Raw genomic sequence first — 12,854 nt, 5'->3', positions numbered from 1 at the left:
CGAACGGCGGACGGAGACAAGAATGAGTAAGGTTGGCACGAGCGACTCCAAGAACACGCTGTATTGCTCGTTCTGTGGAAAGAGCCAGCACGAAGTCCGCAAACTCATCGCGGGTCCAACCGTATTCATCTGCGACGAGTGCGTCGAACTCTGCATGGACATCATCCGCGAGGAGAACAAATCTTCGCTGGTGAAGTCGCGCGACGGCATCCCGACGCCGAAGGAAATCTGCAAGGTACTGGACGATTACGTGATCGGCCAGAACCATGCCAAGAAGGTGCTCTCGGTGGCTGTTCACAACCACTACAAGCGCCTCAATCACCAGACCAAGCACAACGACGTCGAACTCGCGAAGTCGAACATCCTGCTGATCGGTCCGACCGGTTCGGGCAAGACGCTGCTGGCGCAGACGCTGGCGCGGATTCTCGACGTGCCGTTCACGATGGCGGATGCGACGACGCTGACCGAAGCCGGTTACGTCGGCGAGGACGTCGAGAACATCATCCTGAAACTGCTGCAGTCGGCCGACTACAATGTCGAGCGCGCGCAGCGCGGCATCGTCTATATCGACGAAATCGACAAGATCAGCCGCAAGTCCGACAATCCGTCGATCACCCGCGACGTATCGGGTGAGGGCGTGCAGCAGGCCCTCTTGAAGATCATGGAAGGCACGGTCGCCTCCGTGCCTCCGCAGGGCGGCCGCAAGCATCCGCAGCAGGAGTTCCTGCAGGTCGACACGACAAACATCCTGTTCATCTGCGGCGGCGCCTTCTCTGGCCTTGAGAAGATCATCTCCGCGCGCGGACGTTCGACCTCGATCGGTTTCGCCGCCCAGGTTCTGGCGCCCGAAGATCGCCGCACCGGCGAGATCTTCCGCCATGTCGAGCCGGAAGATCTCCTGAAGTACGGCCTGATCCCGGAATTCGTCGGCCGCCTGCCTGTGGTTGCGACGCTGGAGGACCTCGACGAGGCCTCGCTGAAGAAGATCCTGACCGATCCGAAGAATGCGCTGGTGAAACAATACCAGCGGCTGTTCGAAATGGAGAACATCGAACTCACCTTCGCCGACGAGGCGCTTGGCGCGGTCGCCCGCAAGGCGATCGAGCGCAAGACCGGCGCGCGCGGACTGCGTTCGATCCTCGAAAGCATCCTGCTCGAGACCATGTTCGATCTTCCGGGCCTGGAAGGCGTCGAAGAGGTTGTGATCTCGCGCGAAGTGGTCGAGGGAACCGCCCGTCCGCTCTACATCTATGCGGACCGTTCGGACCGGGCCGTCGAGAGCAGCGCCAGCGCCTGATCGCGCCTCGCCATACCTCGCTTGGACTACCTCGATAAGGACGACTGCCGGACGTTCCCGGCGGCCGTTGTTGCGTCAGCGTTTTGCACGCGTTTAGCCCCAATTTGTGGGCATTTTTCCGTGACTTGACACCCCCATACCCGATAGCCACCTAATGCGAATGGTGGCGGAAATCACGTTCGAGATTCGTCGCAATATCATCCGGTGAGAGGCGGCAGCGAAAGCGGCCGAGCGACCCGGAACTCCCGGCACCTTGTGGCGGTTGCGCAAGCGAAGCGGACTGCGTGCAAGGGGGCAAAACAAAAGGAATAGGCCATGACGACTCCAAAAACCCGGCCAACCATCGTTCTCGGCGAAAGCCACTCCTATCCGGTGCTGCCGCTCCGCGACATCGTCGTTTTTCCGCACATGATCGTGCCGCTGTTCGTCGGCCGCGAGAAATCGATCCGCGCCCTCGAGGAGGTGATGAAGAACGACGCGTTGATCCTGCTGGCTACGCAGAAGAACGCGTCCGACGATGATCCGAGCCCGGATTCGATCTATGAGGTCGGTACGCTTGCCAGCGTGCTGCAGCTCCTGAAGCTCCCCGATGGCACCGTGAAGGTGCTGGTCGAAGGGCTCGAGCGCGCGCGCGTGCAGAAATACACCGACCGCAGCGAATATTACGAAGCAAGCGCGGTCGCGCTCGCTGACACCGACGCCAACTCGGTTGAAGCCGAAGCCCTGGCGCGCTCGGTCGTGTCCGACTTCGAAAGCTATGTGAAGCTGAACAAGAAGATCTCCGCCGAAGTCGTCGGCGTGGTTCAGGCGATCACTGACTTCGCCAAGCTGAGCGATCAGGTCGCGCAGCATCTCGCCGTCAAGATCGCCGATCGCCAGGGCATCCTGGAGACGTTGTCCGTCACGCAGCGCCTGGAGAAGGTGCTGGGCCTGATGGAGAGCGAAATCTCGGTGCTGCAGGTCGAGAAGCGCATCCGCTCGCGCGTCAAGCGCCAGATGGAGAAGACCCAGCGCGAATATTACCTGAACGAGCAGATGAAGGCGATCCAGAAGGAGCTCGGCGACGACGAAGGTCGTGACGAGCTTGCCGATCTGGAAGAGAAGATTGCCAAGACCAAGCTTTCCAAGGAAGCGCGGGAGAAGGCGCAGCACGAATTGAAGAAGCTGCGTCAGATGTCGCCGATGTCTGCGGAAGCGACTGTCGTGCGCAACTATCTCGACTGGCTGCTGTCGATTCCGTGGAACAAGAAGTCCAAGGTCAAGAAGGATCTGGAGGCTGCGCAAGCGGTGCTGGACGCCGACCATTACGGGCTCGAGAAGGTCAAGGATCGCATCGTCGAGTATCTCGCGGTGCAGTCCCGCGCCAACAAGCTGACCGGACCGATCCTGTGCCTGGTCGGACCTCCCGGCGTTGGTAAGACCTCGCTCGGCAAGTCGATCGCGAAGGCGACGGGGCGCGAATTCGTGCGCGTCTCGCTCGGCGGCGTGCGGGATGAAGCCGAAATCCGTGGTCACCGCCGCACCTATATCGGCTCGATGCCCGGCAAGATCATCCAGTCGATGCGCAAGGCGAAGACCTCGAACCCGCTGTTCCTCTTGGACGAGATCGACAAGATGGGCGCCGATTTCCGCGGCGATCCGTCGTCGGCGCTGCTTGAGGTTCTCGACCCCGAGCAGAACTCGACCTTCAACGATCACTATCTGGAGGTCGACTACGACCTGTCGAACGTCATGTTCATCACGACCGCGAATACGCTGAATATTCCAGGTCCCTTGATGGACCGCATGGAGATCATCCGGATCGCCGGCTACACCGAGAACGAGAAGGTCGAGATCGCGCGCAAGCACCTGATCCCGAACGCCATCGCCAAGCATGGCCTCGATTCCAAGGAATGGTCGATCGACGACGATGCGCTGCTCTTGATGATCCGCCGCTACACCCGCGAAGCGGGCGTGCGTAATCTGGAGCGTGAGCTCTCCACACTCGCCCGCAAGGCGGTGAAGGAGCTGATGATCTCCAAGAAGAAGTCGGTCAAGGTCACCGAGAAGACCCTGGAGGACTTCCTCGGCGTGCCAAAATACCGCTTCGGCGAGATCGAGAGCGAGCCGCAGGTCGGTATCGTCACCGGCCTGGCCTGGACCGATGTCGGCGGTGAGCTGCTGACCATCGAAGGCGTCATGATGCCCGGCAAGGGCAAGATGACGGTTACGGGCAATTTGCGCGACGTGATGAAGGAGTCGATCTCGGCGGCGGCGTCCTACGTCCGCTCGCGGGCGATCAACTACGGCATCGAGCCGCCGCTGTTCGACCGGCGCGACATCCACGTCCACGTGCCGGAAGGGGCAACCCCGAAGGACGGACCGTCGGCGGGTGTGGCGATGGCGACCGCGATCATCTCGGTTATGACCGGCATTCCGGTTCGCCACGATGTCGCGATGACCGGCGAGATCACGCTGCGCGGCAGAGTTCTGCCGATCGGCGGTCTGAAGGAGAAGCTCCTGGCTGCCGCCCGCGGCGGCATCAAGACGGTGCTGATCCCCGAGGACAACGCCAAGGATCTCACGGAGATTTCCGATGCGATCAAGGGCGGCATGGACATCATCCCGGTCGCAAGGCTGGATGACGTCGTCGCCAAGGCGCTGGTCCGTGCACCGGTGCCGATCGTCTGGGAAGAGGACACCAAGGTGCCGGTCAAGCCTGACGGTGCCGACGAAGCGGCCGGTGGCCTGACGGCCCACTGATCCCGATCAGTCACCACTGATCCCGATCAGTCACCAGTGATCGATCCTGTTTGAAAGTGATAAAACGGCGCCTTCGGGCGCCGTTTTCGTTTTTGCGGGCAAGCGGAGTTGAAGGGATGGAAATCGACGGGCAATGCCATTGCGGGCGGGTGACCTATCGGGCCGACATCGATCCGAAGAAAGTGTCGATCTGTCACTGCACCGATTGCCAGAACCTGACGGGCTCACCGTACCGGGTCACGGTGATCTGTTCGGCCGAGCAGGTCCGGATGACGGGCGCGCCGGCGAAGATTTACGCAAAGACCGGCGACAACGGCCGCACGCGCTTCCAGCATTTTTGCGAGGGCTGTGGTTCCCCGCTGTTCACCAGCGGCGAGGGCGGGCCGGACGACTGGGGCATCCGATGGGGCAGCATCCGCCAGCGCGGCCAGCTCAGGCCCATGCGGCAAATCTGGTGCAAGTCCGCCGCACCCTGGATCAACGATATCAAGGCGTTACCCGGGCGATCGGGCGATTAGCGCGACCCGGCCATTTGCAGTATCGAACCCTTGCGCCGAACGGGGCCGCAGGGCTAAACAGGCGGCTCAAGGGCGGCTAGCTCAGCTGGTTAGAGCATCTCGTTTACACCGAGAGGGTCGGCAGTTCGAATCTGTCGCCGCCTACCAGCCTTCGCCCGGCGGGCTACGGCTAGGCAAGCCAGCCTTCGCGGCAGTGTCGCCACATATGTTCCGCGCGCGGGGCGAAGGCTGTCGCGCCGAAGCTCGAAGAGCGTAGGTGGACTGTCCAGACGCGGAACCGAAGCCCCACGCCTCGCTCTTGTTCTTCAGCCTTGTGGGGTTGGCGTGGTGGCTGGGAGACTTAGGGGGGCTCCTCCAAGCGAAACAGGCCCCACAGGTTTAGGCTGCCGAGCGATCTTTTTGCGCACTACTCGGGATAGCCGGTTATGAGCGCGCCTTGTTGCAATGGAGGAAGTTACTTCCGGAGTTATTGCATTTTGCAGCGAGTCGACCTTCGCTATGAGCGTGGAGATCTTCGCAGAGATTTTCTTCACGTCTTCATGCTCATCCGCTATCTGAGCGGATATCTTCTTCACACCGACTTGCTCATCCACGACGCTCTGTCTTAGAGAAGCAAGCGCAATTGAATCCTGCTGAAGAAGAGCTGTGTTTTGCTGCAACAAGACGTTATTCTCTTGCAGCGAGGCAACGTGTTGCCGCTGGGCCGACTGAATATCCTTCAATGCGGCGACAGCCGGATCCGGTATCGGATCGGAAGCTTTCTGGTGCGGAAGCAGTTCTGCCAAGCTGCTGATATCAGGCAGAGCAAAATCGCTGATATTCGGCAGAGCAAAGCCGGAAGGCGACATCGTATAGACGGCCGCAGTAGAGTTTATTCCGAGAGCGAGCACCGACAGCGCCAGGATCGATTTCCGGCTCGATTTCTTGGTCGGTGCCGTAGGTTCGGGTTGTTCAGTTAGGCTCTGCTTTTCCGATGTCTCTGTCACGCGCATTACTCTCAAATGAGTGAACAAAAAAGGAGCCATCGCTGGATCCGCGACGGCTTCTTTACGCGGCACCCAGCTAGAACTGCCTGAGATAATAGGCTGATGGGATTAATTCCGCGTTAGCGCCTCGGTCGTTCGGCATGAACTGCGAGCCGCCGTCGGTTGCGCTTTCCTTGTGATCGGCGTCGGCGGCGCGCGGATGCTCTTTGGAAATCGATGATGTTGCTCATGCCTGCATCTCCCGATGATGCACACATTGGTGTGCCGGGATGACATGTGATGAAAACTTTCGTACCCTCGTTTATACTGAGGAGATCGGCAGTTCGAATCCGTCGCCGCCTACCAGCCTTCGCCCGGCGGGCTTCGGCTCGGCAGGCCAGCCTTCGGGGCAGCCATGCCACATACGTTCCGCGCGCAGGGCGAAGGCTGTCTCGCTGAAGCTCGAAGAGCGTAGGTGGACTGGTCCCGAAAGCCTGAACACTCCAAAACGACCAAAAAGGACCGCGCAAATGGACGCCAGCCAAGGCCACGATCAAAACGCCGACCAGGTCGCCTACTGGAACGGTCCTGCCGGACAGCGTTGGGCCGCGCGGCAGGCGGAGCAGGACGTCGTGCTCGGGCCGGTCGCCAATCTCGTGATCGATCGGGCGAAGCTGAAGCCGGGCGAGCGCGTCATCGATGTCGGCTGCGGCAGCGGCGCCACGGCGATCGCATTCGCGCGAGAGGTCGCACCATCAGGCCATGTGCTCGGCATCGACGTATCCGGCCCGATGCTGGAGCGGGCGCGGCAGAGCGCGCCGAAGGATTTGCCGGTCGAATTCGCGCTGGCGGACGCTACCGTCTATCCGTTTGAGCCCGCCAGTTTCGACGTGCTCGCCTCGCGCTTCGGCGTGATGTTCTTTGCCGATCCCGCGCTGTCGTTTGCCAATATGCGGAAAGCGCTGCGGCCCTCGGGCCGGATTGCGTTCGCCTGCTGGCGCGAGCCGCGCGAAAACCCGTTCTTCATGGCGCCGCTTGCTGCCGCTTACAAACACGTGCCGAAACTGCCGCAGCAGGGGCCGGAAGATCCCGGGCCGTTTGCGTTCGCCTCGGAGGCGCGCGTGCGCCGGATCCTTGGCGAGGCCGGCTTTACCGGCGTCGAGATGGAGGCTTGTCCGCTGCTGCTGGATTCCGCGATCGGCCGCGGCCTCGATGGGGCGGTGCGGGGCGCATTGGAGATCGGCCCGGTGAGCCGCGCGCTGGAGGGTCAGCCGGAAGAACTCCGCAAGGCCGCCGCCAATTCGATCCGCGAGGCGCTGACGCCGTTCGCCAAGGGCGACGCGGTGCTGTTGCCGGCGTCGGTCTGGATCGTGACCGCGCACGCCGGATAGGCTCGGCGGCGCCTTGCGAGCCGGAATTCTACTTTGCATGGGGTTGTTTTCGCGGTTTTGTGAGAACCTAAGCCCGCTCTTCCCAGATCATCGCCAGATGTACGATCGTCTCCGCCGCCTTTTCCATGTCCTGGCGGCTGACCCATTCCAGTCGCGAGTGGAAGGCGTGTTCGCCGGCGAAGATGTTGGGGCAGGGCACGCCCATGAACGACAGCCGCGAGCCGTCGGTGCCGCCGCGGATCGAGCTTCGCACCGGAGTTAGCCCTGCGCGCTTGATCGCCTCGATGGCGTAGTCGACGGTTTCGGGGTGGTGATCGATCACCTGCTTCATGTTGCGGTATTGCGCCTTGACGTCCATCCGGTACGTCGAGTGCGGATAATCCTTCATCACCTCTTTGACGATGCCTTCGAGCAGGGCTTCCTTTTGCTGCAGCCCTTCGTCGGTGAAGTCGCGGACGATGAAGCCGATGGTGGCCTTCTCAAGTGCACCGGAAATGCCAACCGGATGCAGAAAGCCTTCCTTGCCTTCAGTCGTCTCAGGCGAGCAGGTGTCCCTGGGCAGACGGTCGATGATGGCCGCCGCGATCTTCATCGCGTGTTCCATCTTGCCCTTGGCAAAGCCGGGATGAGTCGAGACGCCCTCGATGGTGATGGTGGCGCCGTCGGCCGAAAAGGTTTCGTCCTCGATATTCCCGGCGGTTTCGCCGTCCATCGTATAGGCGAAGTCGGCGCCGAGTTTTTTCAGGTCGACCTTGTCGACGCCGCGGCCGATCTCCTCATCGGGCGTGAACAGGATCTTGATGGTGCCATGCTTGATCTGCGGATTTTGAATCAGGAACCGCACCGCATCCATGATCTCAGCGAGGCCGGCCTTGTTGTCGGCCCCAAGCAGCGTGGTGCCGTCGGTCGTGATGATGTCGTGCCCGATCTGGTCGGCGAGCGCGGGATGGTCGGCTGAGCGGATCACCTGCGTAGGATCGGCCGGCAGCACGATGTCGCCGCCCTGATAATTCTTCACGATCTGCGGCTTGACGTTGGCGCCGCTGCAATCAGGTGAAGTGTCCATGTGCGAGCAGAAACAGATCACCGGGACCTTTTTGTCGGTATTGGCCGGGATCGTCGCATAGACGTAGCCGTGCTCGTCGAGATGGGCGTCTTTCAGCCCCATCGCCAGCAACTCCGAAGCCAGCAGGCGGCCCAGATTCTTCTGCTTCGCCGTGGAAGGGCAGGTCGGCGACGCCGGATCGGACTGGGTGTCGATCACGACATAGCGCAGGAAGCGCTCGGTGACATCGTGGGTGAAGGTGATGGGCGAGGCCGGCATGACGATCCGCAAAAAGATGAGCAAGGGAAGCGCTCTATAACAGAAAAGCGCCATTCCGGGTCCCCGCCGGGATGGCGCTTTTGGTCGGATCGGGAGACGCGTCGGATCAAACGGCTTCCTTGAGTTCCTTGGCCGCGCGGAAGGCGACCTTCTTGCTGGCCTTGATCTGGATCGGCTCGCCCGTGGCCGGGTTGCGCCCGGTGCGGGCGGCGCGCTTGCGGACCTGGAGGATGCCGAGCCCCACGATACGGATCCGCTCGCCCTTCTTCAGGTGTTTTGCGATCTTGCCGACCATGTCGGTCAGGATCGCCTCGGCGGCCTTCTTCGACAGGTCATGTTCCTCGGCCAGCGCTGCCGCCAGATGCTTGAGTGTGATGGTGGCTGGGGTCGCTGCTTTCTTCGCCATATCTGGCCCTCCTCGTTGGTTGAATGGCTTTGAGCGCGTTTGTGAAACCGGTCCGCGCCGGAAAATGCCTTGCGTGGTGACTTGAAACCCTAAGAGTCCGTGCAACCAGAGCGGGGGAGGGCTTCAAGAAACCCATACATATCAGGCCATAAACGATTCTGGCGATTGCTGCCTACGCTGTTTTGCCTGAAAACAGGGCGTTATTTGCATCACAATCGCAGAAACCCCCGTCTGGCGCAGGGATTCGCAACGTCCTTGACTAAGCGGGAGCGGCCCTTTATGCCCTCGTTTCTGCGCGGATCAGAACATGATTACGGCATCCGCGGGAGTAGCTCAGTTGGTTAGAGCGCCGCCCTGTCACGGCGGAGGTCGCGGGTTCGAGTCCCGTCTCTCGCGCCATTTTTCGGATGGCTTGATACCGATCTCTTCACGACCAGCCGCAAACAAAAAGGCCGCCCGAAGGCGGCCGTTTTTATTCCAATAAGATCGATACCGTTTAGCGCACCGTCGAGGTGCTCGAACTGGTGACGACCACCGCCTTGCCGGCCTTCACGACCTGCGCCGTCTGGCTGTAATCCGCGCCGGTCCGGGCGGAAATGCCGAAAGCTGCAACCGCGATACCCGCCACCAACGCGACGACCACGATCTTCAGGTGGGTACTGCGATCCGCTGAATGAATTGAGTGGTTCATGTGATGCCTCCCGGACGCCTTTGACGTCCTGTGTTGGCTAGGGATGTACGCCCCGTGTGTTTCAAGATGGTTTCGCGGTTTCGGCAAAATGGTTTCATTCGGCCGGTATTTCGCCCGCTTTCTGCCAAAGCATCCGTGATGTAGATCACATACGGATCGTGCGACCGACAGCGATGCGGGCCGCCGGGACGCGGGTCGGGATCAAAACAAATACTAAAAGCAAATGGGGAACCGCCGGCGGCGAGCCGCTGTGGTTTAGCTCGCCCGCTGGATATCGCCCCGTATCGACCGTGCCGCCCAGATAAACAACAGGGCCCCGAGGGTGGTCGTGACCGCAGCCGATAGCAGCGAATATCGCACGGCTTGGGCGCCAAAATCGTTCTTCAGGGCGTCGTTGAGCATGCCGACCGCCAGCGGGCCGACGCCCTGGCCGAATCCGGCGGCCGTCAGTAGCATGATGGCGGATGCCAGCGCCCGCATGCTCGGTTTTGCAACGGTTTGCGCGATCGCAAAGATCGGGCCGAGATGAAAGCCGACCAGGAACGAGGTCGCGGCCAGCGTGGCGACCATGGTGGTGAAATCGGATGTCAGCATGCACAGCGCAAACACAGGTCCTGCGAGGCCCGACGTCATCGCTGGCGCCCACAATTTCCAGCGATCGTCGCGGCGGCCGATCTGGGCCACCACGAACCCGCCGAGCAGCGTGCCGGCGATGCCGCACAGCCCCTTGAAGGTGCCGGCATAGGTGCCGATCTCGGCGCTGGAGAGATGATGCACACGCGCCAGGAACGGCGGAATCCAGGCCGAGGTCGCGTAGTTGGTGTAGGTCGTGAGACAAAAGCCTGCGAGCAAAATGACGAACGTCCGCTGCGAGGCCAGGAAGCCGAGCGTCGGCCCGATCGGCTCCGGCGTGAACGTCTCGGCCATCGCCCCGCGCTTCGGCTCTGATATCGTCAGCCACAGCACCGCGGCGAGCGCGAGGCCGGGGAGCCCGGCGGTATAGAATGCCATCCGCCAGCCGTCAGTACTGGTTGATATAGCCGCCGATGAAATAGCCGAGGAATACGCCAAGATAAGTGCCGATGGCGTAGACACCGAGCGCGCGCGGGCGTTCGTTCTTGCTGAAGAGATCGGCAATGATCGACTGCGAGGCGGGTGTGCCGCCGGATTCGCCGATGCCGACGCCGATGCGAGCGAGCGCCAGCGTCGCCACGCTTTGCGCCATGCCACAAAAGACCGTCATCGCACTCCAGAACGCCAGCGCAACGGCTACGATGTTGCGGCGGTTGAAGCGGTCGGCGAGGCGCGCGATCGGGATGCCAAGCAACGAATAGAACAGCACGAAGCCAAAACCCGCCAATAGGCCCATCGTGGTGTCGCTGAGCGCAAATTCCTTTTTGATCGGCTCGATCAGGACGTTGAAAATGGTGCGGTCGAGGAAGTTCAGCGCATAGATGACAGTCAGCAGGCCAAGCACGTAATAGCGCCGGATCGAGGGCCTTGCGGCGGCCGCCGCTTGAACAGCCGCCTGCGGCGCGAGATCGACCATGCTTTCCCCCTGGATGTTGTTTTGCCGAACGTCTCACGCCTCGCGAATGAAATTCCCCGCCTCGAATTCGACCGGCGGCGCGTTTGAATCAAAGGAGACGCCGATCGGATCGCGGCCCGCGGCCATGGCTTCGAGCTGATCGCCCAGCATCCGCCGGATCATCAGGATGCCGCGGTCGCTCTGGCCAAAGTGCTCTTCCGAATGCAGCGTCACCGGGCCCTGGCCGACCTGCGCCTCGTAATCGCCGGGGAATTGCTGGTGCTCCCGCTCGGTCATGTCCCACCAGAATTTTCCGTTGAATTTGGAGCGCATCCGTCCGATGTCGCCCGAGTTCTTCACCCGGCCCGCGACATAGATGCGGAAGGACGTATCGTCGATCGGCAGCGTCCAGCCGATCGACTCGACGCGGGCGAACTGCGCGACCCGCGGATTGGGCACCACGCGCAGCGTAGGGAGGGCGGCTTCCGTCACCCGGTAAAACACCTTGCCGTCGTCCTGATGGCGGATCGAGCGTACAGTGACGCCGCGCGGCGAGGTCTCGAACTTCACCTCCGGCATCGAGGCCATCATGTTGGTGAATTGCGGCCCCGAGAACGATCCGTGCAGCACCGGGACGTGGTAGGGGTCGACCACGTTTTCGAAATGCTGCAGCCAGTTGCAGGGAATGACCGTCGGGCCGCCGCCGCCGATGGAAGAATCATCCGCCTCGACGAATTCGCCGTCGTCCATCTTTTCCAGGCATTCGTAGCGCGGCAGCGCCGGCTTCTTCTCGGCCGGTCCGAGATAGGCGAAGATCAGCCCATAACGCTCCTGCACGGGGTACCAGGGCTGCCTCACCTTGTCCTTGAACCGGCCGCCCTCGGGCTCGCACGGCTGTTCGAGGCAATGGCCCTCGGTGTCGAACTTCCAGCCGTGATAGCAGCAGCGGATGCCGTCTTCCTCGACCTTGCCGTAATAGAGCGTGGTGCCGCGATGGCAGCAGCGGGCGTGCAGCAGGCCGACCCGGGCGTGCCTGTCGCGAAACAGCACGAGATCTTCGCCGAGTACGCGTAGTTTTCTGGGGATATCGGAGGCGTCGCCGATAAGGCCTACGGGGTGCCAATAGCGCCGGAGCAATTCGCCCATCGGCGTGCCGCGCCCGACCGAGGTCAGCTCGGTCCGGGTCGTGGACGGCTTCATGGCATAGCCGGTCCCGAGCTCGCGATCCCGCTGCGTGATGGTCATGCCGTTTCCTCCCGCCGCGGCTTTTGGCGTCGCGGTCGTTTGAAGCTGCAGTGAAATGTAAATCGATGACAATGTCAACGATCGTCATATCGTATCGTCATATCGTATCGGTCGATTGCCTTGTTCGATCGCCATCGCCGGCGAGCTTGGCACCGGCCTACTTTGTTGGCAGAGGTTTTCTATGAGCCATAAATCGGGAAAGCAGGCCGCGTCTCCGCCCGCGGCAGCAAACGATGCGGAGCTCGCGCCGATCACCGTGATGATGTCGTCGCGGCTGATGGTGCTGGCCAATCTGCTCAAGCGCGGTGCGATCCTGCGCTACAAGCGGCTGGCGGAGCTGTCCTCGGTGGAGTTCGGCCTGGTGGCCTCGCTGGGGCGTCGGCCGCCGATGAGCGTCATCCGGCTCGCGGAAGCGGTCGGCATGGACAAGGGGCAGATCAGCCGCGCGTTGGCGGAACTGGTCACGCGCAAGCTGGTCGCCAAGGAGGCCAATCCGCGGGACAACCGGGAGACGCTGGTCTGCCTGACCAAGGCCGGGCTGGCGGCGCATGACACCATTGTGGCGGGCGCGCAGGAACGCAACCGGCGCCTCCTGGAACAGCTCAGCAAGGACGAGCTCAAGGTGCTCCTGGACCAGATCGATCGCCTGACCGACACGGCTGCCCGGATGCTCGCGGATGAAAAGGATTTGAACTGAAATTCGGCACCTTGCGGCCTGGCGCGCGTTGGTCGAGCGAGGCAGGAACG

At 61.9% G+C, this 12,854-nt stretch carries 10 protein-coding genes, 2 tRNA genes and 1 pseudogene; 7 read left to right on the top strand and 6 right to left on the bottom strand.

Features of this window, described 5'->3' with window-relative positions; genetic code table 11:
• Positions 1–22 precede the first annotated feature (22 nt).
• The 4 genes from clpX (at position 23) to V1293_RS07325 (ending at position 4,704) form a co-directional block, all read left to right on the top strand.
• Complete coding sequence (gene clpX / locus V1293_RS07340; RefSeq protein ID WP_334508044.1) at positions 23–1,297, top strand: ATP-dependent Clp protease ATP-binding subunit ClpX; 1,275 nt, start codon at positions 23–25, stop codon at positions 1,295–1,297.
• Between the two features lie 315 nt (positions 1,298–1,612).
• Positions 1,613–4,039, top strand: a complete 2,427-nt coding sequence (lon, locus tag V1293_RS07335) for an endopeptidase La (RefSeq protein WP_334508043.1) — start codon at positions 1,613–1,615, stop codon at positions 4,037–4,039.
• Positions 4,040–4,155: 116 nt separating this feature from the next.
• Positions 4,156–4,557 (top strand): GFA family protein, encoded by a 402-nt coding sequence (locus V1293_RS07330; RefSeq protein WP_334508040.1) that lies wholly within the window; start codon positions 4,156–4,158, stop codon positions 4,555–4,557.
• Between the two features lie 70 nt (positions 4,558–4,627).
• Positions 4,628–4,704: transfer RNA gene (locus V1293_RS07325), tRNA-Val, on the top strand.
• Between the two features lie 158 nt (positions 4,705–4,862).
• Here the strand turns inward: V1293_RS07325 and V1293_RS07320 are convergent.
• On the bottom strand, positions 4,863–5,582 hold the full coding sequence (locus V1293_RS07320; RefSeq protein ID WP_334508038.1) for a hypothetical protein: 720 nt from the start codon (positions 5,580–5,582) through the stop codon (positions 4,863–4,865).
• A 470-nt stretch (positions 5,583–6,052) separates the two neighbouring features.
• On the opposite strand from V1293_RS07320, the gene V1293_RS07315 reads away from it, so the two are divergent.
• Entirely contained in the window at positions 6,053–6,913 is an 861-nt protein-coding gene (locus V1293_RS07315) for a class I SAM-dependent methyltransferase (RefSeq protein WP_334508036.1), read from the top strand.
• Between the two features lie 67 nt (positions 6,914–6,980).
• Here V1293_RS07315 and pepT read toward each other — a convergent pair whose 3' ends face one another.
• Both pepT and V1293_RS07305 read right to left on the bottom strand, forming a co-directional pair.
• The gene (gene pepT, locus V1293_RS07310; RefSeq protein ID WP_334516651.1) at positions 6,981–8,237 is read right to left on the bottom strand and encodes a peptidase T; all 1,257 of its coding nucleotides are present in this window, start codon (positions 8,235–8,237) and stop codon (positions 6,981–6,983) included.
• A 106-nt stretch (positions 8,238–8,343) separates the two neighbouring features.
• Positions 8,344–8,643, bottom strand: a complete 300-nt coding sequence (locus V1293_RS07305; RefSeq protein WP_212419163.1) for an HU family DNA-binding protein — start codon at positions 8,641–8,643, stop codon at positions 8,344–8,346.
• 322 nt (positions 8,644–8,965) lie between these two features.
• Between V1293_RS07305 and V1293_RS07300 the strand changes: the two genes are divergently transcribed.
• Positions 8,966–9,042: transfer RNA gene (locus V1293_RS07300), tRNA-Asp, on the top strand.
• A gap of 97 nt (positions 9,043–9,139) precedes the next feature.
• On the opposite strand, the gene V1293_RS07295 is transcribed toward V1293_RS07300, so the two are convergent.
• The 3 genes and pseudogenes from V1293_RS07295 to V1293_RS07285 all read right to left on the bottom strand — a co-directional run bounded on the left by V1293_RS07295 (position 9,140) and on the right by V1293_RS07285 (position 12,107).
• A complete protein-coding gene (locus V1293_RS07295) occupies positions 9,140–9,334 on the bottom strand; it encodes a hypothetical protein (protein WP_334388003.1) in 195 nt (64 codons plus the stop codon).
• A gap of 255 nt (positions 9,335–9,589) precedes the next feature.
• Positions 9,590–10,883 (bottom strand): annotated as a pseudogene (locus V1293_RS07290) (spinster family MFS transporter).
• A 33-nt stretch (positions 10,884–10,916) separates the two neighbouring features.
• On the bottom strand, positions 10,917–12,107 hold the full coding sequence (locus V1293_RS07285; protein ID WP_334508034.1) for an aromatic ring-hydroxylating dioxygenase subunit alpha: 1,191 nt from the start codon (positions 12,105–12,107) through the stop codon (positions 10,917–10,919).
• Positions 12,108–12,288: 181 nt separating this feature from the next.
• Here V1293_RS07285 and V1293_RS07280 point away from each other — a divergent pair, with 181 nt between their 5' ends.
• A complete protein-coding gene (locus tag V1293_RS07280; protein WP_334508032.1) occupies positions 12,289–12,804 on the top strand; it encodes a MarR family winged helix-turn-helix transcriptional regulator in 516 nt (171 codons plus the stop codon).
• Positions 12,805–12,854: the final 50 nt, after the last annotated feature.

The sequence above is a fragment of the Bradyrhizobium sp. AZCC 1693 genome, assembly GCF_036924745.1.
Classification (GTDB): domain Bacteria; phylum Pseudomonadota; class Alphaproteobacteria; order Rhizobiales; family Xanthobacteraceae; genus Bradyrhizobium.
Note: the sequence above shows the minus strand (reverse complement) of the source record. Positions and strands in the feature narration are given on the sequence as shown.